25 protein-coding genes and 1 tRNA gene are annotated in these 25175 nt (G+C 71.4%); 13 read left to right on the top strand and 13 right to left on the bottom strand.

The window, feature by feature from the left end; translation table 11 throughout:
* Window positions 1–446: 446 nt before the first annotated feature.
* Window positions 447–1112 carry a hypothetical protein gene (locus ACCP09_RS05000; protein ID WP_433743441.1) on the bottom strand — a complete coding sequence of 222 codons (666 nt, stop codon included), beginning with the start codon at window positions 1110–1112 and terminating at the stop codon, window positions 447–449.
* Between the two features lie 117 nt (window positions 1113–1229).
* Here ACCP09_RS05000 and ACCP09_RS05005 point away from each other — a divergent pair, with 117 nt between their 5' ends.
* From ACCP09_RS05005 to ACCP09_RS05015, 3 genes are read left to right on the top strand one after another with little or no spacing between them, the layout of a single operon-like run.
* Window positions 1230–1850: a hypothetical protein gene (locus tag ACCP09_RS05005; RefSeq protein ID WP_378364720.1), complete on the top strand. Its 621-nt coding sequence runs from the start codon at window positions 1230–1232 to the stop codon at window positions 1848–1850.
* The gene (locus ACCP09_RS05010) at window positions 1847–2260 is read left to right on the top strand and encodes a phage holin family protein (RefSeq protein ID WP_027932686.1); all 414 of its coding nucleotides are present in this window, start codon (window positions 1847–1849) and stop codon (window positions 2258–2260) included. The genes ACCP09_RS05005 and ACCP09_RS05010 overlap by 4 nt, the downstream gene beginning before the upstream one ends.
* The gene (locus ACCP09_RS05015; RefSeq protein WP_027932687.1) at window positions 2257–2856 is read left to right on the top strand and encodes a DUF3618 domain-containing protein; all 600 of its coding nucleotides are present in this window, start codon (window positions 2257–2259) and stop codon (window positions 2854–2856) included. The genes ACCP09_RS05010 and ACCP09_RS05015 overlap by 4 nt, the downstream gene beginning before the upstream one ends.
* A gap of 77 nt (window positions 2857–2933) precedes the next feature.
* Here the strand turns inward: ACCP09_RS05015 and ACCP09_RS05020 are convergent, their stop codons facing one another.
* From ACCP09_RS05020 to ACCP09_RS05040, 5 genes are all read right to left on the bottom strand, one after another.
* Window positions 2934–3446, bottom strand: a complete 513-nt coding sequence (locus ACCP09_RS05020) for a F0F1 ATP synthase subunit B (RefSeq protein WP_027932688.1) — start codon at window positions 3444–3446, stop codon at window positions 2934–2936.
* Window positions 3447–3530: 84 nt separating this feature from the next.
* Window positions 3531–4145 (bottom strand): fasciclin domain-containing protein, encoded by a 615-nt coding sequence (locus tag ACCP09_RS05025; RefSeq protein ID WP_378333895.1) that lies wholly within the window; start codon window positions 4143–4145, stop codon window positions 3531–3533.
* 114 nt (window positions 4146–4259) lie between these two features.
* Window positions 4260–5777, bottom strand: coding sequence for a molybdopterin-dependent oxidoreductase (locus ACCP09_RS05030; RefSeq protein ID WP_433743445.1), 1518 nt, complete (start codon window positions 5775–5777; stop codon window positions 4260–4262).
* Between the two features lie 39 nt (window positions 5778–5816).
* Window positions 5817–6314: an immunity 26/phosphotriesterase HocA family protein gene (locus tag ACCP09_RS05035; protein WP_433743447.1), complete on the bottom strand. Its 498-nt coding sequence runs from the start codon at window positions 6312–6314 to the stop codon at window positions 5817–5819.
* A gap of 146 nt (window positions 6315–6460) precedes the next feature.
* Window positions 6461–6542, bottom strand: a tRNA-Tyr gene (locus tag ACCP09_RS05040).
* A gap of 116 nt (window positions 6543–6658) precedes the next feature.
* Here ACCP09_RS05040 and ACCP09_RS05045 point away from each other — a divergent pair.
* The gene (locus ACCP09_RS05045; RefSeq protein WP_017986513.1) at window positions 6659–7150 is read left to right on the top strand and encodes a YajQ family cyclic di-GMP-binding protein; all 492 of its coding nucleotides are present in this window, start codon (window positions 6659–6661) and stop codon (window positions 7148–7150) included.
* A gap of 4 nt (window positions 7151–7154) precedes the next feature.
* On the opposite strand, the gene ACCP09_RS05050 is transcribed toward ACCP09_RS05045, so the two are convergent.
* From ACCP09_RS05050 to ACCP09_RS05060, 3 genes are all read right to left on the bottom strand, one after another.
* Window positions 7155–8306 (bottom strand): lanthionine synthetase C family protein, encoded by a 1152-nt coding sequence (locus ACCP09_RS05050; protein ID WP_433743449.1) that lies wholly within the window; start codon window positions 8304–8306, stop codon window positions 7155–7157.
* A 147-nt stretch (window positions 8307–8453) separates the two neighbouring features.
* On the bottom strand, window positions 8454–11306 hold the full coding sequence (locus ACCP09_RS05055) for a lantibiotic dehydratase (protein WP_433743451.1): 2853 nt from the start codon (window positions 11304–11306) through the stop codon (window positions 8454–8456).
* A gap of 61 nt (window positions 11307–11367) precedes the next feature.
* Window positions 11368–11496 carry a hypothetical protein gene (locus ACCP09_RS05060; protein WP_267283902.1) on the bottom strand — a complete coding sequence of 43 codons (129 nt, stop codon included), beginning with the start codon at window positions 11494–11496 and terminating at the stop codon, window positions 11368–11370.
* A gap of 198 nt (window positions 11497–11694) precedes the next feature.
* Here ACCP09_RS05060 and ACCP09_RS05065 point away from each other — a divergent pair, with 198 nt between their 5' ends.
* Entirely contained in the window at window positions 11695–12831 is a 1137-nt protein-coding gene (locus ACCP09_RS05065) for a sialidase family protein (RefSeq protein WP_433743454.1), read from the top strand.
* Here the strand turns inward: ACCP09_RS05065 and ACCP09_RS05070 are convergent.
* Genes ACCP09_RS05070 through ACCP09_RS05080 form a run of 3 tightly spaced genes read right to left on the bottom strand, consistent with a single transcriptional unit; the run spans window position 12804 to window position 14942 of the window.
* On the bottom strand, window positions 12804–13451 hold the full coding sequence (locus tag ACCP09_RS05070; protein ID WP_378364744.1) for a DsbA family oxidoreductase: 648 nt from the start codon (window positions 13449–13451) through the stop codon (window positions 12804–12806). The genes ACCP09_RS05065 and ACCP09_RS05070 overlap by 28 nt on opposite strands.
* Before the next feature lie 29 nt (window positions 13452–13480).
* Entirely contained in the window at window positions 13481–14071 is a 591-nt protein-coding gene (locus ACCP09_RS05075) for a TetR/AcrR family transcriptional regulator (protein ID WP_433743456.1), read from the bottom strand.
* A 4-nt stretch (window positions 14072–14075) separates the two neighbouring features.
* Window positions 14076–14942 carry an alpha/beta fold hydrolase gene (locus ACCP09_RS05080; RefSeq protein WP_027932695.1) on the bottom strand — a complete coding sequence of 289 codons (867 nt, stop codon included), beginning with the start codon at window positions 14940–14942 and terminating at the stop codon, window positions 14076–14078.
* 88 nt (window positions 14943–15030) lie between these two features.
* On the opposite strand from ACCP09_RS05080, the gene rfbA reads away from it, so the two are divergent.
* Window positions 15031–15912 carry a glucose-1-phosphate thymidylyltransferase RfbA gene (rfbA, locus tag ACCP09_RS05085; protein ID WP_027932696.1) on the top strand — a complete coding sequence of 294 codons (882 nt, stop codon included), beginning with the start codon at window positions 15031–15033 and terminating at the stop codon, window positions 15910–15912.
* Window positions 15912–16409 carry a hypothetical protein gene (locus ACCP09_RS05090; RefSeq protein ID WP_433743459.1) on the top strand — a complete coding sequence of 166 codons (498 nt, stop codon included), beginning with the start codon at window positions 15912–15914 and terminating at the stop codon, window positions 16407–16409. The genes rfbA and ACCP09_RS05090 overlap by 1 nt, the downstream gene beginning before the upstream one ends.
* 199 nt (window positions 16410–16608) lie before the next feature.
* Here the strand turns inward: ACCP09_RS05090 and htpX are convergent, their stop codons facing one another.
* The gene (gene htpX / locus ACCP09_RS05095) at window positions 16609–17475 is read right to left on the bottom strand and encodes a zinc metalloprotease HtpX (protein WP_400980459.1); all 867 of its coding nucleotides are present in this window, start codon (window positions 17473–17475) and stop codon (window positions 16609–16611) included.
* A gap of 142 nt (window positions 17476–17617) precedes the next feature.
* Here htpX and ACCP09_RS05100 point away from each other — a divergent pair, with 142 nt between their 5' ends.
* The 6 genes from ACCP09_RS05100 to ACCP09_RS05125 all read left to right on the top strand — a co-directional run bounded on the left by ACCP09_RS05100 (window position 17618) and on the right by ACCP09_RS05125 (window position 25175).
* Window positions 17618–18559, top strand: coding sequence for a YncE family protein (locus ACCP09_RS05100; protein WP_433743461.1), 942 nt, complete (start codon window positions 17618–17620; stop codon window positions 18557–18559).
* Window positions 18560–18592: 33 nt separating this feature from the next.
* Entirely contained in the window at window positions 18593–19465 is an 873-nt protein-coding gene (locus tag ACCP09_RS05105; protein WP_433743463.1) for an LLM class F420-dependent oxidoreductase, read from the top strand.
* A gap of 135 nt (window positions 19466–19600) precedes the next feature.
* Window positions 19601–20917 carry a nucleotide sugar dehydrogenase gene (locus tag ACCP09_RS05110; protein ID WP_433743465.1) on the top strand — a complete coding sequence of 439 codons (1317 nt, stop codon included), beginning with the start codon at window positions 19601–19603 and terminating at the stop codon, window positions 20915–20917.
* Entirely contained in the window at window positions 20907–22085 is a 1179-nt protein-coding gene (locus tag ACCP09_RS05115) for a glycosyltransferase family 4 protein (RefSeq protein ID WP_123684056.1), read from the top strand. The genes ACCP09_RS05110 and ACCP09_RS05115 overlap by 11 nt, the downstream gene beginning before the upstream one ends.
* A gap of 178 nt (window positions 22086–22263) precedes the next feature.
* Window positions 22264–23577: an exopolysaccharide biosynthesis protein gene (locus tag ACCP09_RS05120; protein WP_433743468.1), complete on the top strand. Its 1314-nt coding sequence runs from the start codon at window positions 22264–22266 to the stop codon at window positions 23575–23577.
* The gene (locus tag ACCP09_RS05125) at window positions 23574–25175 is read left to right on the top strand and encodes a Wzz/FepE/Etk N-terminal domain-containing protein (RefSeq protein WP_433743470.1); all 1602 of its coding nucleotides are present in this window, start codon (window positions 23574–23576) and stop codon (window positions 25173–25175) included. Before ACCP09_RS05120 ends, ACCP09_RS05125 begins: the two co-directional genes overlap by 4 nt.

Raw genomic sequence — 25175 nt, forward strand, 5'->3', positions numbered from 1 at the left:
AAGCAAGAGGGGGCAACCGGATTTTTTGAATTTGACGGGGGTTCAAGGGGTGGCCCTTCCGGTCCTCCCCCAACCCCCCCCGCCCCCCCCGGAACCCCCGCGTGACCCCCCCCCCCCCCCCGCCGCGACCGCCCGTCCCGGCGCCGCCGGCTCCGCCCGGCCCGCCGCGCTCCACGCCACCGGCACGATCCCCGCGACCCCCGCCCCGACCACGGCGAACCCGAGCACCCCCACCACCGGCGCCGGCGCCACGAGCACGACCGCGAACCCGCCCACGGCCACCACCGAAGCCAGCCGCAGGAACACCACCGCCCCGATCCGCCCCACGACGCGGTCAGTGCCCAGCCGCACGACGATCATCGTCACCGAGAACGCGAAGTACACCAGCGAAGCGACCGCGGGCCCGGCCGCCGTCACCTCGCTCAGGTACACCGCGCCCCAGCTGTTCACCGCCCCCTCGGCGACGAACCCGCAGAACGCACCGCCCCGAGCGGCACCAGCGCCCGCCCCGGCCACGCGAAAGCTGGCCCGCCCTGGCCGCGGTCCGGCCCGCGGAGGAACCCGCCCAGCACCGCCGCCGGCGCGACCACCAGCAGAACCCCGCCCGCCACCGGGAAATGCACCGCCACCGGCACGTGCCAGGCCTCCGCCAGCGCGTCCGCGCCGGAACCGGCCAGCCCGCCGATGTTCCAGAACGCGTGGAACCCGGCGAAGATCGGCCGCCCGTACCCCTCCTCCACGCGCGCCGCGTGGGCGTTCATCGCCACGTCGAGCGTGCTGTTGCCGACGCCGAGCACCACCAGCGCCGCGACGAAGGCCGCCGCTCCCGGTGCGACCGCGACGAGCGGCAGCCCGCCGCACAACACGACCGCCCCCACGACCGCCGCCGCCCGGCTGCCGATCCGGGTGATCACCGCGCCGGCCAACAGCAACGCGACGACCGATCCGGCCGCCAGCCCGAACAATCCCGCGGCGCGCTGTCCCGTCGTGAGCCCCAGCCGGTCCTGCACCGCGGGCACCCGCGCGAGCCACGTTCCGAACGCCGCCCCGCACGCCGCGAACACCACGGACACCGCGCGCCGGGCACGCACCAGCTCTCCCGTCGTGATCACGACGCTACCGCCGCGGAGATTCATTTTTGCCCCGGTCACCGAGAAGCGGAATTGTTTTCCTCGTTTACCGGGAATGGCGCCGGGTAGTCGCGCGGCACCAAGTGTGGAGGAGGAGGAATGACCCAGCAGACCAGCAGTTCGACCCCGCAGGCCGTGCGCGAGCAAGCCGCGGATTCGGGCAGCCAGGTGACCGGAACCGCCGCGGAACAAGCAAGAGAGGTGGCATCCGAGGCCCAACGGCAGGCACGGAACCTGAAGGACCAGGGCGTCGATCAATTGCGCGAACAGGCCCGCACCAGCCAGCAGAAAGCGGCCGGAAATCTGAATTCGATCGCCGATCAACTGGACCGGATGTCGGAGCAGTCGGATTCCGGAATGGCGCAGGACCTCGTCCGCGAGGTTTCCCAGCGGGCGAAGAAAGTGGCGTCGTGGCTCGATTCGCGGGAGCCGGGCGACCTCATCGACGAGCTGCGTGACTTCGCGCGGCGCAAGCCCGGTCTGTTCCTCGCCGGCGCGGCCGCCGCAGGACTCCTCGCGGGCCGGCTGACCAGAGGCGTCGCGGCGAGCATGAGCGAGCAGAGCAGCGGTGGCGCGCCGCAACCACGCACCTCGACGGAAACGACAGGCACGCCGACGGAGACCGCCGCCCACCCGCCGACCACCGCGTACCCGCCGGAAAGCGCTTACCCATCCGGAGCCACAGTGTCCGGCGGCCAGCACCGGGCGGAGCCGTCATGACGTATTCGCAACCGCCAGGGCAGCGGCCGGACGTCGCCGACGCGTCGGTGGGCCAGCTGATGAGCAACATCTCGCAGGACCTGTCGACCTTGATGCGGCAGGAACTGGAGCTGGCGAAGGCCGAGGTGAAGGCCGAAGCCAAACAGGCTGGCAAGGGCGCGGGCATGCTCGGCGGCGCCGGGTTCGGCGGCTACATGGTGGCGTTGTTCCTGTCGATCGCGCTGTGGTGGGCGCTGGCCAACGTGATGGACCAGGGCTGGGCTGCGCTCATCGTCGCCGGCGTGTGGGCCGTGATCGCGGCCGTGCTGTACGTCATGGGCCGCAGCCGGATGCGCCGCGTCGATCCGGTGCCCGAGCGGACCGTCGACAGCCTCAAGCAGATGCCCGACCAGATGAGGAGGACAACGTGACCACGGACCCCGACCGCCTTCGCCAGGAGATCGAGGGCACGCAACGGAATCTCGGCAGCGACGTGGACGCGCTCGCCGAAAAGGTCAATCCCGGCCGCATCGTGCACCGCCGGGTGCACCGCGCGCGGGGTCTCGCGCAGAACCTGAAGGAGCGGGTCATGGGAAGCGCTTCCAGCGGCGTTCAGTCGGCCACGGACCGGATGCACCAGGCGGCGGACAGCGCGTCGTCGACGGCTTCGTCCGCGGCTTCGACCGTCGCCGAGCAGGTCCAGGAAGCGCCGCAGACCCTGCGTCGTCAGACCGAAGGCAACCCGCTGGCCGCGGGGCTGATCGCGTTCGGGGCCGGGTGGCTGGTGTCGTCCCTGATCCCGGCGAGCAGGCCGGAGCGAGAGCTGGCCGGTCAGGTCAAGGAATCGGCGCAGGGCATGGCGGGCCAGGTCGGCTCGGTGGCGCAGGACATGAAGGAGAACCTGCGCGAGCCGGCGCAGGAAGCGGTCCAGTCGGTGCGGTCGACCGCGACCGACGCCGCGTCGACCGTGGCGGACGAGACCAAGTCCGCGGCGCAGGACGTCAAGCAGACGGCGCAGAACCGGTAGTACGGCGCGATCGGTGCCTGGTGGACGGAGGGCCACCAGGCACCGTGCCGTCCAGGGCTGTCCGTGCCGTTCTGGGGCTACCGCCGCTCCAGCTCCGCGAGGAACCTGTCCACCGTGCCCCGCCGCTGCGCCTCGTCCGTCAGCGGTTCGCCGACGATCCGCTCCGCCAGCTCCACCGCGAGCCGCCGCAGCTCGGGCCGCATCTCGGCGATGACACGACCGCGCTGCTCGGTGAGGTCCGCCTCGCCCTGGGCGATCAGCCTCCTGGCCTCGTCCTGCGCCTCCGCCCGGAGTTCCGCGCGCAGCCGCTCACCCTCCGCGCGGGCCTCCTCCCGGATCCGCGCCGCCTCGGCACGCGCGTCGGCGAGCTGGGCCCGGTAGCGGTCGAGCGCCTCCGCGGCCGCCTGCTGCGCCTGCTCGGCCTTCTCGATCCCGCCGTCGATCTTGTCCGCCCGCTCCGCGAACAACGCCTCGAAGCGCGGCACCGCGAACTTCGCGAGGAGGAACAGCAGCACGAGGAACGCGACCAGGCCGAGGGCCAGTTCGACGATGTCCGGCGCGACCGGCAGGTCCGCGTCGAGTACGCCCATCTCCACCCCCAGTGTCGACGACGGGCCTCCACGCTAACCGAAGAACGGGCCCGGCGGAACTCCCGCCGGGCCCGGTTCCCCGTCCTACTTGTTGGTGCCCGGGGCGAGCACGCTGTCGATGACGAACACGGTCGCGTTCTCGGTCGGGATGTTGCCGCACAGCACCTTGGCGCCGTTGACGGTCATGTTCTCGCCGGAACCCTCGATCTTCACCGGCCCGCCTGCGGTGTTCAGCGTCTGCACGCTGCCCGCTGCTTCCAGCCCGGCGGCGTCGTAGCGCTGCGGGACGACGTGGTACTGCAGGATCGGCGCCAGCTGGCTCGGGTTCTGGGCCAGCTCGGTGAACTTGGCCTCGCCCACCGCTTCGAAGGCGGAGTCGGCCGGCGCGAAAACGGTGATGCCTTCCTGGCTGTTCAGCGTGTCGACCAGGTTGGTGGCCTTGACTGCGGCGACCAGCTTGGTGAGCAACGGGTTCGTGCTCGCGGCGGTGGCGACGGGCTGCGGGCCCATCGAGTCCAGGCTGCCCGGCGCGCTGCCCTGTGGCAGCTGGCCGCACGCGGGGCCGAACACGTCGGCGTTGGTGGTCACACCGTTGCCGCCGGACATCGGGGCGGGCATGGCGCTCGACGGCGCCATGGACGTGCCTGCCGCGCTGGAAGCGCTTTCGCCGTCCGTGCCGCAGGCCGCGAGCGAGAACATTGCCGCGGCGGCGAGACCGGCCCCGGCGATGCGTACAGTCTTCACGAGAATCACTCCATTCGGGATTTCCTGCTGGTGCACGGGATTCGTGGCCGGTTCCGGGCCGGATTGGAATCAGTTGGCGGTGAAGGAAATTCCGTGCCAGCCGGTCGCACCATCGGGCACGGTGCCTGCGCGGTCCTGGCTCTGGGTGTAGCCGGAGCGGTCGGTGGCGCGGCAGGTGACCTGGTGGAAGCCCGGGGAGACCGGCAGGTCCGCGTACCACATGCGCCACGTGTCGGGGTTGACCTCTGTGGACAGTCGCGCGTCCAGCCAGGGGCCGGTGTCCAAGCGCACCTCGACCCGGTCGACGCCGGTGTGCTGGGCCCACGCGGTCCCGGCGACGCGCACCGTCCCGGCAGGCACGGTCGCGAAGCCCGTGGGGAAGTCGATGCGGGACTGCGTCTTGATCGGCGCCTGTTCGGCCCAGCCGCGCCGCAGCCAGTACGCCTGGCGGGCTCGCCAGGTGGTGACCTCGAGGTCGACGACCCATTTGGTGGCGGAGACGTAGCCGTAGAGGCCGGGGACGACGAGGCGGGCCGGGAAGCCGTGTTCCAGCGGCAGGGGCTCGCCGTTCATCCCGAGGGCGAGCATGGCGCCGCGGCCGCGGTCGGCTGCGGCGGCGACGGGCGTGCCGGAGGTCCAGCCGTCGACGCTGGTGGCGAAGAGCTGCTCGGCGCCCGGCTGGACGCCGGCCTCGTCGAGCAGGTCGGCGAGGTCGATGCCGATGAAGTTGGCGGTGGAGGTGTAGGGGCCGCCGACCTCGTTGGAGACGCAGGTCATGGTGATGGTGCGCTCGACGAGCGGGCGGTCGCGGATGTCGGCGTAGGTGTAGCGCTGTTCGGCGCGGACCAGGCCGTGGAGGCGCAACGACCAGTCCTCGGCGCGCAGTTGCGGGACGGTGAGCGCGGTGTCGACCCGGTAGAAGTCGCGGTTGGGGGTGCGGAAGGGCGGCGTGCCGAAGTGCGCGAAGTCCGCGTCGAGCGGGATGGCCGGCGCGGTCCGCGCGGGCACGAGAGGCCCAACCGCGGCCCGGGAGCTCGCCGCGTTCCGTGTCCGCCCCAGCAGTTGTCCCCCAACTCCCGCGAGGACCGCCCCGGCCGCGACGAGCAGGAACGACCGCCGCGACGCGTCGTGGCCCGCGCCGCGGTGCAGGAGCCGGAACACCCCGACGCCGACGAGAAGGCTGACGAGGGGCGCGGTGAGCGCGAGCGTGTTCAGGTCGGGACGTGCGGCCACCGCGGCGACGCCGAGGAGCCCGAACAGCACGATGACGAGGGTCCCCGGCCACAACGACCGCCGCGAGGCGACGCCTGCCCCCGCGGCGACCACCAGGAGGACGACGGCCATCCCCACGAGCAGGACGAGCTTGTCGTACGTACCGAATGTACGTACCGCGAAGTCCTTGAGAGGCAACGGAGTCAGGTCGACGGCGGTGTTGCCGACCGCGAGGTACGGCGAGGCGTTGACGTTGACGACCCCGGCGACGAGATGCCCAGCCGCGAGGGCCGCGACCAGCGCGAGCACCCCGCAAAGCCCCGCCCGGACGAGGGACAGCCGCTCGGGCCGGGTGGTCGTGGTCGTGGTCGCCATACCCCCGATTCGCAGCCGATGGGGGCGGGTATTGGTCCGTCAAGCCACTCGTTTCGGCACCGTGGGCACGCCTAGGGCGTCGCTGATCTTGTCGTCGAACGTCCGGAAGCTGTTGAGCTCGTGGCTTCCGACCGGCCCGACCGGCCCCGGCAGCACGTTGCCCGCGTCGTCGTAGTGGACCTTGCGGCTGAAGCTCCAGAAACAGTGAACCGGCAGAACCTCACCGGCTTCGAGCGGGAGGTTCCCGAGGTGTTCGAAGTAGCCGCGCGACCACGGCAGCCGGTTGATCAGCAGCGGCGGCATGAGCAGCTGCTCGGGACGAAGCAGCTCACGCGGAGGCACGTCCTTGCTCTCCGATCGTGTCTGAAACACGTAGATCAGGATGTTGCGAGTCATCGCATGAATCGGCACGTCGGTCTTGATGACCCGCCCGAACGAGTACAAGTCGTCCGGCATCTGCACGGCGAACACATCGCCCGGAGCCAGCCGCTTCCGGGACGACTTCAGGATGCGGATGTTGGTCGCGACCTCGCGCACACACGCTCCTTCACCCAGCTCCACAGAGCGACCCCCGACGTCGGCACGCGTGGCCCGCTGTCCCCGGCCGCTTCAACCACCATCGCACATACGGGGAAAGCCCCGCCGACCTGTTCTCGCAGGTCAACGGGGCTTTCCCGGTGGTGTGGCGGGTAGAGGATTCGAACCTCTGAAGGCAGTGCCGTCTGATTTACAGTCAGATCCCTTTGGCCGCTCGGGCAACCCGCCATGACCGGGCGTCCCGGTCGGGGACTAGCTTACCAACCCTCCGGCGGGCCTCCGACGGGGGTGGGGGCGGCGCTATGGTGTGGTCAGCCGACAAGCGAAACGACGAGGTAGGACACGTGGCGGATCCGTCATTCGACGTGGTGAGCAAGGTCGACCGGCAGGAGGTCGACAACGCCCTGAACCAGGCGGCCAAGGAGCTTTCCACCCGCTTCGACTTCCGCGGCGTCAACGCCAAGGTCTCCTGGGCCGGCGAGGAAGCCGTGACGATCGAGGCCGACACCGAGGAGCGCGTGAAGGCCGCGGTCGAGGTGTTCAAGGAGAAGCTGATCAAGCGGGGCATCTCGCTGAAGGCGTTCGAGGCCGACGAGCCCGCGGTGTCCGGCAAGACCTACAAGGTGAACGGCAAGATCCTCCAGGGCATCGCCTCCGACAAGGCCAAGCAGATCGCCAAGGTGATCCGCGACGAGGGCCCCAAGGGCGTCCAGGCCCAGATCCAGGGCGACCAGCTCCGCGTCTCCGGCAAGAAGAAGGACCACCTGCAGGACGTCATCGCCATGCTGAAGGACAAGGACTTCGGCATCGCGCTGCAGTTCACCAACTACCGCTGACCCCTCAGGCCAGCAGCAGCGCGACGTCCCACGGGGCCGGGTTGCCCGCGTAGCTCGCCAGCGCCAGCGCCACCCCGGCGGCGCCCTGCAACAACCCGGGCTCGTCGGCCCACCCACCGGTGTGCAGGCGGTGCCGGAAGCCGAACGGCGCCGACGGGTCGAACGCGGCCAGGACCCGGTCGGCGACCCGGTCGGCCGGGACCCCCATCCGCGTGCTGACCTGCAACAACCCGGCATCCCCGTGGCACACGGTCGGGCCCTCCGCTGGGCCCGGCCTGCGCATCGCGGCCACCGCCAGCCCCGCCGCACCCGCGTCGCCCAGCTCGGTGGCCGCCAGGTGCAGCGCGTGCGCCACCCCGGCCGTGCCGTAACACCACGCCGACCGCAACGCCGGCACCGCCGAGCCCCGCACCTGCGCGTCGAACCCCACGCGCGACGGCCAGCCCACCCCGGACTCGTCCGTCCACGACCACCGCAACAACCAGTCGACGACCACCCGCATCGCGTCGGTCATCCCGCCCACCCGCAGACCGTGCCGGTGGGCCAGTGACAACAGTGCGAGTGGACCACTGATGCCGTGCGCCAGGCCGGCGTCGAAGTCGCCCCGGGGGTAGCGCTCGCGGTCCGCGTCCACCGCGTACCGCTCCGGCGCGCACCACCACCCGGGCACCTCGTGCCCGTCCACCAGCACCGGTCGCGTCAACGCGACCAGGCGCTCCAGCACGCCCTCCAGCGCGGTCAGGCACCGGTCACCGCCCAGCGCGAGCAACAACCGCCCCTTGCCGGCGAGCCCGCTGATCACGTCGTAGTCCGCGGCGGCCGGCCGGTCGCGCTCCGGCCAGGACTCGCACACCTCCGCGAGCGCCGCGCCGGCCTTGCGCATCAGCCCGTCGTACCCGCCGCCGTGCACGGCCCGGTGCACCAGGACCGCGGGCACGACCGCCTCCGGCGCGACCTCGCCCGACGCGGCCAGGTGGGCATGAGCGACCGCGGCGCGCGCGGGGTCCCATGCGGACAGTGCCGCGTGCAGAACCGCGAGCCCCGGGTGGCCGTCGAACAGGCCAGGGCCGCGATCACCCACCGAGCGCAGGCGATCGCCCACCTCCAGCGCGATTTCCTGGGCCCGCGCCCGCCGCGTGACGACAGCTGTGCTCACCGCTCCTCCTCGGAAGTCATGCGCTGGGGACAGTTGATCCCCCGCAGCCGCACCCACCGCGCCACCTCAGCCCAGGATCGCGCCCGCCGGGTCGCAACAGCAGTGCTCACCGGTCCTCCTCCGCGGGTCGTCCGCTCGTCGCGGTGCTCATCGGCCGTGCCTCCCGCGGTCCATCCGCAGCGCCAACGCCCCGTGCACCAGCGCGTACACCTCCTGCTCCCGCGCCCGGTCGATCCCGAACACGCGGTTGCAGTGCATGTGCGCCAGGCTCAGCGCCACCCGGCCGTGCCGCTCCGGCGACAGGTGCTCCAGGTAGTCGCCAAGAGCCCGGCTCCGGCGCCTCCACGGTTGGTCCAGTGACGGACGACCGGTGGCGTCGATCGCCGTCGCGAGGGACTCCCGCCGGTCGCGGGGCACGCTTCGCCGCAGGTCGAGCGGCACCGATGCCGCCAGCCAGTCCAGGATTTCCGGCGGCTGTCCGAAATGCCGGACCAGGTCGAGCACGCTCAACGCCACCGCCGGCTCGTCCAGCTCCCGCTCCAGCATCCCGAGCGCGACCAGCGAGTCGGCGTGAAAGACCCGCTCCGCCGCGGCGATCGCATCCGGGCCGCCGTACCGCTCGACCTCGGGGTCGTAGCTGTCCAGCACCAGCCGGGAAGCCAACCCCTGCGCACACAGCCCGGCCGCCCACTCGTGCAGGCGCGGCAACAGCGTCGTCCACAGCGTGTCCGGCTTGCCCGCGAACCGGATCCGGAGGTGCGGATCAGGATCGGCATATCGGACGAAGTGCCAGTCCGCCACACCGGCCACGAGATCGGCCAGGTGCGACTGCAGGATCTGACGCTGCGCGGCGTTCCCCGCGTAGAGCTTGGCGTACAACCAGTCGCCACCTGGGAGGTCCAGCATCTCGGACCGGGTTCGCGTGGCCGGCGCCGGCCGGGCGGCGGGACGCTCTCCGAACAACTGGAACACGACCTCACACGCGTGGCCGTCCAGCCAGCCGTCGCCCTGCGACAGGACCTCCTGCACGACCAGCCGCGGCGTCTTCCGCAGCTCGGCGCGGAAGACCGCGAGGTGCCCGTCGTCCGTCAGGTCGATCGGGATCCGGTTGTCCGAACTGGTCAGCTGCACCCGCCTCGGCACGTCCCAGCGCTGTCGCCACCTCCGGACTGCGTCCGACCAGTCGGACGAGGGGTCCAGCATCTCCCGGCTGGGCAGCCACCGGGCCGGCGCGAGCACGGTCCGGCCGTACCGGACGCGTGGCAGCGCCGGAGCTGTCGACAAGTCGCCCCACCGCCACGGCAGGCACGACGGGTTCTCCTGCTCCCCCAGCTCGAGCAGGAACCGCGCCACCGGCGGGACGTGCCCGCTGCGCGGGTTCAGCATCGACCCGGAGACCGGGACCACCCGCCGCCCGGACGCCAGGTCGACGACGTACAGCTCGTCCTGCGTCGCGCCCACGGCCAGCTGGTCCAGGCGCAGGTCGGGAACGTCCGCGGTGGCCGGGCCGCAGCTCACCGGGATGCGCACCGGAAGCCGCTGCGGCACCGACGCGACGTTCGCCGACCGGATGGTCCGCGGACGGCAGGCCAGCTGCGCGGCACCGGCCGGCGCGCCGTCGCGGACCAGCTCGGTCAGCTCGTCGTCGAGTTCGGGCATCAGGTGCGCGAACCGCGCGATCGTCGACCCGGCCTGCGGCGAGCCCAGGTTCTCACCGACGACCAGCCGAAACTCGCCCGCACACAAGGCGTCCCAGCTGGGCGCGAGCACCTCCGCGCACAACTCCATCGACACCGGCCGTCGCGGAGGCAGGTCCCCGGCGAGCGAATCGACCAGCTCGTCGTCGAGTTCGATCTCGTCGCGCCCCTCGCGCACCGCGGCGAGCAGGTGCTCGATCAGACCACGAGGCCCGGGACGCGAAGGGCCCTGCGAAAACTCCGGCAGCCCGAGGCCGCGGGTGTCGTCGAGCAGTTCCAGCACCGGCACCAGACGGTCGCTGCCGTACCGCTCCAGGAAGCGCTCTCGGTAGGAGTCCGACCAGGACGGTCCCGCCGTGGATCCCAGTCGCCACAACACGTCCGCCGCCCGGGCGGCTTCCGCGCCGAGCTCGGCCGGCAACGTGGCCGACACGTCCAGGCGCAGGTCGGTCTGGATGACGTCGTCCGTGTCGTGCAGCGCCCGCATCCGGGCCACCACCGCGCGCCGACGGGCCCGCCGGTCCGGCACCGCCGCGTCCGCGGCCCGCAACTCGCGCCGGACCGCGCTCAACTCCGCGTGCACCGGGTGCCCGGCAGGCACCCGGCCGAGCACGTGGGCGAGCGGGTCGACGCAGTCCGGCGGCGGATCCAGGTCCGTGAGCAGCACCCCGACCTCGACGAGCTGCCGCAGCACGCCTTCGAAACCAGTGCGCCGGAAGCGACGGCACAACTGCGCCACCAGCTCGGGCCACGGAACCGGCGTACGCGTCATTTCCCGCACCGCGCGCACCAGCGGCGTGAACCGGATCGAGGCTTCCCGGCGATGCGCGTCTTCGTACCGCTCGGGCAGCACGAGCCGGTCACCGCGGATGACGCTGACGTTGTTGGCGACCAGGACCGTGTGCGGCAGCACGACCGGATCGGTCCGCAATCGCCGCAGCACCCCGTCCAGCCACTCGGCGTCCGTCCGGCTGGTCGGACGGTGCTGCCGCCCGATCCGCAGCTCCGGCTGGTCGCCGAGGCGCACGGGCGCGACGCCGGCGAAGAGCCCGAACGGCGTCGGCCTCCCGGTCAGGCGGAGGTGGTACTTGGCGAGGGCGAGCGCGCTGCGCCGGCGGACCTTGTCCTTGACCGGCTCGCCGCGGACCACGCGGAGGACGTCGCGGGCCAGGCTGGGACTGGCCGCTTCGACCGCCTCCATCAGGGTTTCGTCCGCCGCGAGCACCTCCAGCGGCGGGATCGGCCCCGTCGTCCGCGGTCGCACCGCCGCCCGCAGCAGGGCCGGGCCGGCACACGTGAACATCGCTTCGCCTCCCGGCTGGACGGGTGGCGGGCCCCCGCGGACCCGCCACCCGCGGATCAGGTCAGCAGGACGGCCACAGGGTGGCGCAGATGTCGCTGAAGCCCGACTTGTTCGTCAGCAGGTCCCCGTCCTGCGCCGGAGCCGAGATGCGGAGGTCCAGGTCGAAGTCCTCGGGAGCAAGGTTTTCCACGAGATTTGCCTCTCCTTCGTCGTGAACTGTGGCTTGTGCCACTGCCTTCCGAACGTAGGGGATCGTTCAACGATCCGGCAAGAGGTTGATTCTAACGTGCTATTGCGCTACAAAGTTGCCTTTTGTCCACCTTCACAGCCCAGCCGGTGATCACCCTGTGGTCTAATTCCGCTGCTGAGAGTGAAGGGGAGGCAACGGATGCGCCGAATGGCCGCGCTGATGCTCACACTGCTGGCCGCGACGGGCGTGCTGACGGTTCCGGCGTATGCGGCGCAGCGCACCGAACTGGGCGTCGGCGCGTACCCCCGGGTCATCCGCCTGGAACACGCGCCGTTCCGGCGCGGCCGGATCGTCGCGTCCGTGAACAGCTGGGACGGCGGCGGCGCGTTCGCGCGGATCTACGAGAGCACCGACGAAGGCGCGTCGTTCCGCCAGATCGGCGAGGTCCGCGATCCGGCGGGGGCACAGGGCGAATGCTGCGGCAGCATCTACGAACTGCCGCAACGAGTCGGCCGACTGCGGGCGGGCACGCTGCTGTGGGCGGCCTCCTACGGGCAGAACGGCGGCGCCGGCCGTCGCATGTCGATCCGGATCTGGTCCAGTTCGGACGGTGGACGGAACTGGAGCTTCCTGTCCGAAGCCGCCCGCTCGCACAATCACGACGGCGTGTTCGAGCCGGAGTTCACAGTGGACTCCGGCGGGACACTGTGGATGCATTACGCCGACGAAACCGAGGCGCCGCGCCACAGCCAGGTGCTCAACCGCGTCGCGTCCACCGACGGCGTCACCTGGGGCACCAAGCAGAGCACGGTCGCGATCTCGCCCGACCGCGTCCGCCCCGGCATGCCGATCGTGCGGAAACTGCCCGACGGCCGCTACTACTTCGGCTACGAGATCTGCAACTACGGCCAGCGCTACTGCGACCCGTACTTCAGGATCTCACCCGACGGCGCCAACTACGGCGACCCCGCCGACCCGGGCACCCGCGTCGTGACAGCGAACGGCAACTACTTCCAGCACGCCCACAACGTCACGGTCTTCCCCGGCGGACCGAACGGAGTTCGACTCCTGATGGTCGGCCAGATCTACACCGACCGCGCCGGAAATCCGCTGCCGTCCAACGGCCAGGTGTTGCTCGCCAACGACGACTTCGGCGCGGGCAACTGGTACGAGCTGCCCGCGCCGGTGCACGTTCCCCGCGCCTACAACAACTTCTGCCCGAACTACAGCTCGTCGCTGCTGCCCGTGGACGACGGGCGCAACGTCCTCGAACTGGCCGCCGACTACGACGGCGACGTCTGCAAGATCTACTTCGGCAAGGGCTCCGCGTCCTGATAGGCCTTGTCCAGCGCGGCCGCGAAGGTCTCGGTGGACTGGGCGCCGGACACCCCGTAACGGCGGTCGAAGACGAAGAACGGCACGCCGTTGGCGCCGAGCGCGCGGGCCTGGTCGATGTCCGCGCGGACCTCGTCGGCGTACGCGCCGTCGGCCAGCACCCGGCGGACCTCGTCGGCGTCCAACCCGGACTCCGCCGCCAGCTCGACGAGCGAATCCTCGTCGAAGACCGAACGCCGCTCGGTGAAGTAGGCGCGGAAGAACCGCTCGGCGACCGCGTCCTGCAGGCCGCGCTCACGAGCGAGGTGCAGCACGCGGTGGGCGTCGAACGTGTTGCCGATGACGCCACCGTCCAGGTGGTACTCCAGCCCCTCCGCCGCGGCGAGCTGCGTCAGGCGCTCCTCGTTCGCGGCGAACTCCGCCTCGCTGATCCCGTACTTCGCGGCGATCAGCGCCGCCTTCGGCTGCGGCTCACGCGGTGCGCGCGGGTCCAGCTCGAAGGACCGGAAGGTCACCTCGACCTGGTCACGGTGCTCGAACCCGGCCAGCGCGCGCTCGAAGCGCCGCTTGCCGAGGTAGCACCACGGGCACACGACATCGGACCAGATCTCCACCTGCACGATCCCGGCGAACGTCGGGCAGCCCGGCGTTATTCCGCGAGGAGGCCGATCAGCCAGGTGGCGAGCACCTGCTCGGCGTGCGACCTGGCCTGGGCCGGGTTGTCCGCGTGGGTGATCATCAGCGCCGCCTCGTTGACGGCGCTGAGCACGAGCTGGGCCAGCACGTCGACCGGCAGCGGCTTGATCAGGCCCTGCTCGACCGCCTCCCGCAGCACGCCGATGACCAGGCCGAGGCCGTGTTCTGCCTCGATCTCGCGCCACGTGGTCCAGCCCAGCACGGCGGGGGCGTCGATCAGCGAGATCTGCCGGATGTCGGCGCGCTCGCAGGCGTCGAGGAAGGCCTTGAGCGCGAAGAGCAACCCGGTCGCGAGGTCCGGCGCGTCCTTCGTGGCGGCTTCGACCTCGGCGGTGACCTCCAGCTCGAGCTGCTCGAACACGGCGCGGAACAGGCCCTGCTTGTCGCCGTAGTGGTGGTAGAGCGCGCCCCGCGTCACCCCGGCGGCCCGCACGATCTCGTCCGCGGGCACGGCCTGGTAACCGCGCTCGGCGAACAGCTCGCGGGCGGCCGCCACCAACGCGGCCCGGGTGCTCTGGGATCGCTCTTCCTGCGTACGGCGCACGCCCCTAATCTGCCATGACGCCCGCGAACGCCAGGATGTGCCGCACCAGCTCGGCCGGCTGGTCCTCCGGCACGAAGGCGTACGAGTCGGCGACCTCGACCAGGCGCGCGTTCGGCAGGGTCGCGGCGAGGCGCTTGCCGAGGCGCAGCGGGAAGGTCCGGTCCTCGTCCGCCCACACGAGCAGCACCGGCTTGTCGAACGCACGCAGCTTCTCCGCGGCTTCCAGCGTGTACTTCGGGCGCACGCCGCGGAGGAACTTGCGCAGGTCGCGGCGGATGGCGGCGTCCCGGTGCGCCGGCCGGACGTAGGACTCCACGAACTCCGCCGGGATCGGGTACTTGGTGACCCACCCGAACACGAACGGCATCCGGTGCAGCGCCTTGACCTGCAGCAGCGCCGCGACCGGGCGCATCGAGCCGGGGATGTGGGCGAGCGGGACGAGCGGTTGGAACAGGGGCGGGAAGAAGTGGTCGAAGCAGTCCGACGGCGTCAGCACGACGCTGCCGACCCGCTCCGGACGGCGGGACAGCATGATCTGGGTGAGGGCTCCGCCGGTGTCGTTCGCGACCAGCAGGACGTCACGCAGGTCGAGGGCGTCGAGGAAGTCCGCGATCAGGTCGGCGACCCCGGTCGGGCTGAGGTCGGCGTCCGGCCGGAGCGGGACCTCGTGCGCGCCGAGCGGCAGGTCGATGCTGAGGCACCGGAAGCCGGCTGCCGCCAGATCCGGGACGACGTGCCGCCAGAGATCGGCGTTGACCAGGGCGCCGTGGACGAACACGACCGGCCGCCCCTCGCCGCGTTCGAAGTAGCGGACGTCACCGTGGCGGAGGGTCACGCGCTTTTCTTGCCCGAGTGCTGGTGAGCGAGTCATGCCCTCGAAGATACATACAGACTGTATGTATGTGAAGGATGAAGACACGCTAGGGTGGTTCCGGATCGATCCGGAAGGAGCTGGGGACATGAAGGGCATCGTGCTGGCGGGCGGCAGCGGGACGCGTCTGCACCCGATCACCCAGGCGGTGTCGAAGCAGCTGTTGCCGGTGTACGACAAGCCGATGATCTACTACCCGATCTCGGTGCTGATGCTCGCCGGGATCCGGGAGATCCTGATCATCTCGACGCCGGCCGACCTGCCCAACTTCCAGCGCCTGCTCGGCTCCGGCGACCAGTTCGGCCTACGGCTCAGCTACGCCGAACAGCCGAGCCCGAACGGCCTCGCCGAGGCGTTCGTCATCGGCGCGGACTTCATCGGCGACGACGACGTGGCGCTGATCCTCGGCGACAACATCTTCTACGGGCAGGGCTTCTCCGGGCGGATGCAGCAGGAGGTCGCCGAGCTGGACGGGTGCGTCCTGTTCGGCTACCCGGTGAAGGACCCGCAGCGCTACGGCGTCGGCGAGCTCGACGCGGACGGCAGGCTCGTGTCGATCGAGGAGAAGCCCGAGCGGCCGAAGTCCAACCAGGCGATCACCGGGCTGTACTTCTACGACAACCAGGTCGTCGAGATCGCGCGCGGCCTCACCCCGTCGAAGCGGGGCGAGCTGGAGATCACCGACGTGAACCTGACCTACCTGCGGCAGGGGCGCGCGAAGCTGGTCGAGCTGGGCCGCGGGTTCGCGTGGCTGGACACCGGCACGCACGACTCGCTGCTGGAGGCCGGGCAGTTCGTGCAGGTGCTCGAACACCGGACCGGCGTGCGGATCGCGTGCCTGGAGGAGGTCGCGCTGCGGATGGGGTACATCGATCCGGAGGAGTGCCTCGCGCTCGGGCTGAAGCTGTCGAAGTCCGGCTACGGGGACTACGTCGTGGCGTGCGCCCGTGCCGCGGGGGCCGTGGGTTAGTGGCGGTCAGCAGGCTCGTGCGCGCCGAGCTGGCGCGGCACGACTGGGGCCGGCTGCGGTGCGGCTGCGGGCGGAGCGGGGCGCACCTGCCGGGCACGTTCGAAACGATCCTGGAGGCGGCCGAGCCACGCGAAGCCCTCGGCGCGCGGCTGGACAACCACCTGGAGATCAGCGGGAACCTGTTCGAGGTGGCGGTCCCGGCGGTCGAGGTCATCCTGGCCGCGCTGGCCGGTCCGCTGCCGGACTTCGCGCGGGTGGAGTTGCTGGACGTGCTGCCGGTGCTCGTGTCCGGTGACTCCTACGCCGGGCAGCCCGCCGATCTCGGGGAGCACTGCCGGCTCAAGGCGCGCAACGGCCTCTGGACCATCCTGCAGGTGGGCTACGAGCACGAGGCGGAGGCCGTGCGGGACATCCTGTGGGTCGTGGATCCGGACCAGCCGCGCGGCGGTTACCACGCGATGGGGTTGGCGAAGCGGATCAAGCGAAGCCGTCGCTAGCGCGGGCTGCGCCGGGCCGGTCACGGCCGCCGGTGCGGTGGCTCCGAGCGGCAGGACCGGGACGCTCGGAATGGGCCGCGGCCCGGCATGGAACGGTGCCCTCGATCCGAGGATCTCGGGTGACGCGGAAACCGGGCGACCCCAGAGCGGGGACTCGGCCGCCTACAGCGACGGACGGGCGGCGCCGGTCAAGCGGGGCTCAGAACGGGCCGCGGCGGGCCATTTCCTCCAGGCGCCTGATGCGGTCCGCGATCGGTGGGTGGGTGGAGAACATCCGGGAGAACGTCTCGCCGGGGCGGAACGGGTTCGCGATCATCAGGTGCGACTGTGAGACCAGCTGCGGCTCCGGCACCAGCGGCGCCCGCCGGGTGCCGTACTCCAGCTTGCGCAGCGCGGAGGCCAGGCCGAGCGGGTCACCGGTCAGCGCGGCGCCCGACGCGTCCGCCTGGTACTCGCGCGAGCGGCTGACCCCCATCCGGATGATGGCGGCCGCGATCGGGCCGATCAGGATGATCAGCAGCGAGCCCAGCGGGTTGTTGCCCTCGCGGTCGTTACCGCCGAACACGCCGGCGAACATCGCCAGGTTCGCCAGCACGCTGACCATGCTCGCGAGCGCACCCGCGACGCACGAGATCAGGATGTCCCGGTTGTAGACGTGCGACAGCTCGTGCCCGAGCACCGCCCGCAGCTCGCGCTCGTCCAGCAGCTCCAGGATGCCCGTGGTGCAGCACACGGCGGCGTGCCGCGGGTTGCGGCCGGTCGCGAAGGCGTTCGGCGCGACGGTCGGGCTCACGTAGAGGCGCGGCATCGGCTGGCGCGCCGACGTGGCCAGCTCCCGCACGATCCGGTACATCACCGGCTGCTCGGGCTCCGACACCGGCCGTGCCCGCATCGCGCGCAGCGCCAGCGTGTCCGACTTGAAGTAGGCGTAGGCGTTCATCCCCAGCGCGAGCGCGAGCCCGACGAACAACGCGCCACGCCCGAACAGTGAACTGATCGCGATGATGATGGCACTCAGCAACCCGAGCAACAGCGCGGTCTTCAGCCCGTTCTGGTGCCTGTGCACGTGCCCTGCGCCTCCTTACCAACACTCGCTTTCCCAACGCACGAAACGGAAGTGAAGTTCCTTCATGATCTCCGCGCGCGCCGGTGAGCACTCCGGGTTACCGTTCGACCCGCGTACCCCAAACATCGCGGGGAGGTCGGTCATGGGCGCCGCCGGGGTCAGCCGCCGCACGGTGTTCGGCCTGGTCACGACCGCGGCGCTGCTCGGGCTGCCGTCCCCGGCCCGCGCGGCGCCGCTGCTGACATCGATCCCGGTCGGGAGGCGGCCGCAGGCGGTCGCGGTGAACCCGGTCACCGGCGTCTGCCACGTCGCGAACACGGCGGACCGGACGGTTTCGGTGATCGTCCAGGGGCGCACCGTGGCGACCGTCCCCGCCGGGGGCGTCCCGGCCGACCTGGCCGTCGACGAGCGCACCGGCCTGGTCTACGTCGCCAACCGCACGCCGGGCACCACCGCGGTCCTCGACGGCGGGCGGGTCACCAACGTCGTCGCGTCCGGCCCCGGACCCGCGGCGCTCGCCCTCGACCCGGATACATACCGGCTGTATGTCGCGTCCGGCGAGACCGGCGCCGTGCGCGTGCTCGACCTCTTCGGAGGCGCGCTCGCAGCGACCATCGAAGCCCCCGGCCGGGGGTTCAGCAGCGCCGCCATCGACGGGCGGACCGGGTACTTCGCCAGCCTCCACACCGGCACCGTCGAGGTCCTCGACCTGGACACGAGCCGCTTCACCGCGAGCATCCCGGTCGGGGACGGGCCTGCCGGGCTCGCCGTCCACCACGGCACCGGCACGGTGTACGTCGCGAATTCCGGCATCCACCACCTGTCGGTCGTCGACGGCGCTCAGACCCGCACGATCCTGCTGCGCAGCGAGGCGTCCTCGGTCGCGGTGCACCAGGCCAGCCACACCGTCTACGCCAACGGCGGACCGGACGGGCTCGTCCGCATCGACGGCACCCGCGGCGAGATCACCGGCGAACTCGCGCTCGGCATCAACCCGGGGCAGGTCGCCGTCGACCAGCGCACCGGCGCCGTGCACGTCACCGATCCCCTGCACGACCGCCTGCACGTGATCACCGGATTCTGATTTTCCCCGCGCGGCACCGGGTACCAGAAACCCATGAAACTCGGACTGCAGATCCCCGACTTCACCTGGCCGAACGGACCCGCCGCGCTGGGCCGCGAACTCGCCGAGGTCGCCCGCGCCGCCGACGACGCCGGATTCGAATACCTCGCCGTGATGGACCACTTCTTCCAGATCCGCGGCGTCGGCCCCACCGAGAACGACATGCTCGAGGCCTACACGACCCTCGGCTACCTCGCCGCGCACACCCGGCGCGCCAAGCTGCTCACCGTCATCACCGGCGTCCTCTACCGGCAGCCCGGCGTGCTGGCCAAGGCCGTCACCACCCTCGACGTCCTCTCCGGCGGCCGGGCGATGCTCGGCATCGGCGCCGGCTGGAACGAGGAGGAGTCCCGCGGCCTCGGGTTCCCGTTCCCGCCCACCGCGGAACGCTTCCAGATGCTCGAAGAGACCCTGCAGTACGTGCTGCGGATGTGGTCGGACGACGACGGCCCGTTCTCCAGCGCGCACATCGAGGCCGAGCGGTTGCTCAACGTTCCGCAGGCGCTGTCCACACCGCACCCGCCGATCATGGTCGGCGGCAGCGGCGAGAAGAAGACCCTGCGGTTCGTCGCGAAGTACGCCGACGCCTGCAACATCTTCGACGGGCCGGAACTCGAACACAAACTCGACGTCCTGCGCGCGCATTGCGAATCCGAAGGACGCGATTACGACGAAATCACCAAAACCGTCTACCACCCGCTGAACATCGGCCCGGACGGCAAGAAGAGCGGGGAACTCAAGACCGAACTGAGCCGGCTGGCCGGCCTCGGGATCGACGGCGTGATCGGCTCCGTTCCGGGGATTCCGGATCTCCGCCTGATCGACGTCTTCGCCGAGGACGTCATCCCCTTCGCCGAAGCGCTGTGAACCGGCGCCGCGCCGGGCGGTTTCTTCCCCGCGGAAACCGCACCGGGTAAGCGGTTTTCCAGGCGCCGGCCGCCGTAACGATCTCCGCCCGCCCGCCGACCTCTGGGGCAAGCCGGTGGCGGCGGGAGGATTTCCATGAGGATCAGTGTCTTCGGGCTCGGCTACGTCGGATGCGTGTCGGCCGCGTGCCTCGCCGGCGAGGGGCACGAGGTGATCGGGGTCGACATCAACCCCGTGAAGATCGACCTCGTCCGCCGGGGGAAAGCGCCGGTGGTCGAGGAACGCATCGGCGAACTCACCGCCGCCGTCGTGGCCAGCGGCGCGTTGCGGGCCACGACGAACGTCGCGGAGGCGATCGCGGGCAGCGAGATCTCGCTGGTCTGCGTCGGCACCCCGTCCGCCCCCAACGGCAGCCTGTCGACCGCCTTCCTGGAGCGCGTCACCGAGGAGATCGGCGGCGCGCTCGCGGGCAAAACCGGTCGGCATACGGTCGTATTCCGCAGCACGATGCTGCCCGGCACCTGCCTCGACCTGCTGGTGCCGATCCTGGAGAAGGCCTCCGGGCTGACCGCGGGCGTGCACTTCGGCGTCGCGGTGAACCCCGAGTTCCTGCGGGAAGGCAGCAGCGTCAAGGACTTCTTCGACCCGCCGAAGACGGTGATCGGCGAGCTGGACACCGCCAGCGGCGACGCCGTCGCCAAGCTGTACGAGGGCCTGCCCGGCGACGTCTTCCGTGTGCCCATCCCGGTCGCGGAGATGACCAAGTACGCCGACAACGCCTTCCACGGTCTCAAGATCGGGTTCGCCAACGAGCTCGGCGCGATCTGCCGCGCCCTCGGCCTGGACTCGCACCGCGTGATGGACGTGTTCCTCGCCGACCGCAAGCTCAACGTCAGCCCCGCCTACCTGCGGCCCGGGTTCGCGTTCGGCGGCTCGTGCCTGCCCAAGGACCTGCGCGGCCTGGTCTACGCCGCGCACCGCGCCGACGTTTCGGTGCCGCTGCTGTCGCACGTGCTGCCCTCCAACGAGGAGCACCTGCGCCGCGCGTTCGACCTGGTCGCGCGCACCGGCAAACGGCGAATCGGCCTGTTCGGCCTGTCCTTCAAGCCGGGCACCGACGACCTGCGCGAGAGCCCGCTCGTCGAACTCGCCGAACGCCTGCTGGGCAAGGGCTACGACCTCAAGATCTACGACGCGAACGTCAGCCTGTCGCGGCTGATGGGCGCCAACCGCGAGTACATCGAGAGCCGCCTGCCGCACCTCGGCCAGCTGCTCGCCGGCAGCGTCGACGAGGTGCTCGACCACGCCGAGGTGTGCCTCATCGGCAGCACCGACCCGGCCGTGCTCGCGGCGCTGCCCAGGGCGGGCGACCGCACGCTGATCGACCTCGTCCGCCTGCCCGACGCCGCCGTGCGCCGCACCGAAGAAGGATACGTCGGCCTTGCCTGGTAAAGCCCTGATCCTCGTCGAGAACCTGTCCGTGCCCTTCGACCGGCGGGTCTGGCAGGAAAGCACCACCCTGCGCGACGCCGGGTGGGAGGTGCACGTCATCTGTCCACAGGGGACGAAGCGGGACACCGAGCCGGAAGCCGTGATCGACGGCGTGCGCATCCACCGCTACCCGCTCACGGCGGCGACCGGCGGGCCGGCCGGTTACCTGCAGGAGTACGGATCCGCGTTGTGGCACACGTTCCGGCTGGCCCGCAAGATCGGCCCGGTGGACGTCGTGCACGCGTGCAACCCGCCCGACCTGCTCTTCCTCGTCGCGCGGATGCTCAAGCGGCGGGGCGCGAAGTTCGTCTTCGACCAGCACGACCTGGTGCCGGAGCTGTACCTGTCGCGCTTCGACCGCGGGAAAGACCTGCTCTACCGCGGCGTGTGCGCGCTGGAGCGGGCCACCTACCGGGCCGCGGACGTGGTGATCGCGACGAACGAGAGCTACCGCGACGTGGCGCTCACCCGTGGCGGCAAGCGGCCCGAGGACGTGTTCGTGGTCCGCAGCGCCCCGGTCGTGGACCGGTTCCGGCAGGTGCCGCCGGAACCGGAACTCAAGCGCGGCAAGCCGAACATGCTGTGCTACCTGGGCGTGATGGGCCCGCAGGACGGGGTCGACTACGCCCTCCGCGCGCTCGCGAAGCTGCGGGACGACCTGGGCCGCACGGACTGGCACGCGGTGTTCGTCGGCAGCGGGGACGCGTTCGACGCGATGGTCGCGTTGTCGAAAGATCTCCACCTGGACGACCAGGTCGAGTTCACCGGCCGCATCCCGGACGCGGACCTGGTCCGCTGTCTGTCCACAGCGGACGTCTGCCTCGCGCCGGACCCGCTGAACCCGCTCAACGACGTGTCGACCATGAACAAGATCATGGAATACATGGCGATGAGCCGTCCGATCGTGTCGTTCGACCTGCGTGAGGCACGGGTTTCCGCCGGTGGGGCGGCGGTTTACGCGCCCGCCAACGACGAGCTCGAGTTCGCCAAGCTGACCGCCAGGCTGATGGACGACCCGGCCGAGCGGAAGCGGATGGGCGAACTGGGCGCGGCACGCGTGGCGGGACCGTTGTCGTGGGCCAATTCGGCGAAGGCGTTGCTCGCGGCGTACGCCGCGACCGGGCGGTGAATCCCTGACCGGCACCCGCCGCGGCTCGTCGGAAAAACGCCTGGTCGCGTTTTGAACAAGCCGGTAACCAATCCGGGAATCGCCGCGACGTGGTTTGTGAAAGCCCATCCGTTCGCGGACGGGCGGCATCCATGAGAGGGGGACCGGGGCGTTGAACGACGACACCGTCCGTCTGTCCATGATCGGCAGGATCGTGCGCCGCCGCTGGCGTGTCCTCGCCGCCCTCGCCGTCCTCGGCGCGCTCGTTGGGGCCGGCGCCTCATTGATCTTCTCCCCCGGCTACAAAACGACTTCGCAGGTGTTGTTGCAGGGCGCGCCCGATTCCAGCGAGCTGATGACCGAAACGCAGATCGCGACCAGCTCGGTGGTGCTGGACCGCACCGCGCAGGCGCTGGCCTGGGGCATGTCCGGGGCCGAGCTGCACGACTCGGTGAGCGCGGCCGCGGCCGACGGCAACATCGTGGGGATCACGGCCGAGGCGGAGACCCCGGAGAAGGCGCAGCTGCTGGCCGACCAGGTCGCCAAGGAGTACGTCAACTACTCCTCCCAGCTGATCGGCAGCACCGCGGACGCGGCCAGCCAGATCCGCCAGGAGCAGGAGGACGCGCTGCGCCGCCAGGTGCAGGAGACCAACGACCGCATCACCGACCTGTCCCGCCGGGTGCAGGGCGTGACGGTGGAGAGCGTCGAGGTGCGCACCCAGCTGGAGACGCTGCGGACGGCGCTGACCGAGGCGATGGCCAAGCTCGACCAGCTCGACGGCGGCGGCCGCCAGGCGCAGGTGGTCGTGATGGGCTCCGCCGAGCTGCCGGCTTCCCCCGCCCCGCCGACGATGATCCACTTCGTCGCGGGCGGCGCGCTCGTGTTCTTCCTGCTCGGCGTGCTCGGCCACCTGGTCGGCGCCCGCACCGACCGGCGGCTGCGCAACGGGGCCGAGATCGCGGCGGCGGTCGGCGGGCCGCTGCTGGGCAGCGTGGACGTGCCGGTGACGCCGGAGCACGCGCCCGCCCGCCCCGATGCGCGCTGGTGGGCCAGGCTGCTCAAGACCGACGAACCGTGGAACCTGCCGGAGCTCAACGCTTCCGCGGACGCGGCCAGCCGCGAAATCCGGTACCGCCGCGTGCTCTCCCGCCTCGGTGACGGCTCCGGCGTGTTCTCGCGGGTGCTGGTGCTGGCCGCGCAGGACGACCCGGTGGCCAGGACCGCGGTCGCGCAGCTGGCCGCCGCCGGCCACGGCGGACGCCCCGAGCTGCGCGTGGCGCTGATCGACCCCGAGCGGCCGACGGTGCCGGACGACCGCGAGGCCGCCGGTGTCCTCGTGGTGGTGTCCAGCGGGACCAGGACGGGCTGGGAGCTCGTCGCGATCACCGAGGCCGCCGCCGACGCCGGGCAGCGGGTGCTGGGCGCCGTCGTCGCCCAGCGCACGGCCGCGGTTCCCGAGCCGGGCGGCACGCACACCGCAGGTGACGAAGCATTGGCAGGTTCAGCGTGACGACACCGGACAGCAACCAGAACACGCAACCACTGCTCGACCTGCAGCGGGTGCTGATCGCGATCCGGCGACGGCGCCGCCTGTGGCTCTCCGCCGCGGTGCTGGGGCTGCTCGCGGGCGCGGCGCTGGCGGTCGTGTCGCCGACCCCGCCGACGGCGGTGACCCGGCTGCTCGTGCTGCACGCCGAGGACGCCCCCAACGACAGCGGCACGCTCATCAAGACCGACGTGGCCATCCTCGAAACCACCCGGATCGCCGGGGCGGCGCTGCAGCGGCTCGGCTCGCCGGAGCCGCCGGAGAAGTTCGTCAAGTCCTACACCGGCGCCGGGCTGACCAACAACGTGCTGGAACTCCAGGTCACGGCCCGCAGCTACGGCGAGGCCGTCGCCAAGGCGCAGGCGCTCGCGGACGCGTTCATCGCCGACCACGGCCAGCGCATGCAGGCCGCGGCGGACGCGGAGGCGCAGGCCCTGCTGGGGCAACGCGACCAGATCCAGACCGAGCTGACCGAGGTCGACCGGCAGATCGCCTCGTCGGCGAGCCGCAACAGCCAGATCGGCCCGGCCGAGCTGCAGTCGCTCTACGCCCGGCGCGCCGACCTGACCTCGCGGGTCTCCGACTTCACCAACCAGGCCAACGAGGCGAAGATCGGCACGCCGCAGCTGGCCGCGGGCACGCAGATCGTCGACGCGCCACGCGCGGTCGTCGAGTCACCGCTGACCCCGATGGTCACCAACGCCGGCATCGGGCTCGGGTTCGGGCTCGTCGCCGGGCTGGGCCTGGCCGCGGTGATGAGCGTGGTGCGGGACCGGCCGCTGCTGCGGCGGGAGATCGCCACGCACCTCGGCGCGTCCGTCATCGCGCAGCTGCCGAAGCCCCGGCGGGGGCCATGGGGAGGTGGCGCGGCGCAACGGGACCGGGTCGCGGCGACGCTGGCCCGCGCGGTCGGCGAGAGCGGCAACGTGTCCGTCCTCGAACTCGGCTGCCCGCGGGTGGCCGCCATGCTCGCGCTGGATGTGGCCCGGCACCTGGACGGTCCGGTCGTGGTCGTGGACGACCTGCCGCAACGCGACGTCACCGCGCTCTCCGGCGAGGTGGGTGAGGGTGTGCGGGTCGTCGACGGCAGCACGGCCGAGAAGGCCCGCATCGGGGTCGGGTCGGTGTCGCCGGGGACGGCGTGGACCGACCTGCGCCGGCTGGGCGCGGAAACCGTGCTGGTGGTCCGGGCGGGCAAGGCGGACGCGGCGTGGCTGCACACCGTCGCCCGCCAGCTGGCCGACCTGGGCATCCCGATCATCGGCATCGTGCTCGTGGCGCCGGATCCGCGCGACCGCACTGACGGGACGCTGTGGGACGGGCTGCACACCGCGCTGCGCGGCCGGGCGGCGTTCGCCGAGGCGCGGCCCGCCAACGGCAGCGCCAACGTCGACGACCACCCGACGAAGTGGTTCGCGCCGATCCCCTCGTCCGCGGGGCGGGGCGAGCAGACCGTGACGCTCCAGCCGGTGCACGCCGACCTGCCGACGAAGCAGTTCACGCCGGTCGACGCCCCGGAGGCACACGTGAACGGCAAGCTGCCCCTCGATCGCGAAGGCTGA

Origin of the sequence: Amycolatopsis sp. 3B14, assembly GCF_050958625.1 — a bacterium.
GTDB classification, from domain to species: domain Bacteria; phylum Actinomycetota; class Actinomycetes; order Mycobacteriales; family Pseudonocardiaceae; genus Amycolatopsis_E; species Amycolatopsis_E thermoflava.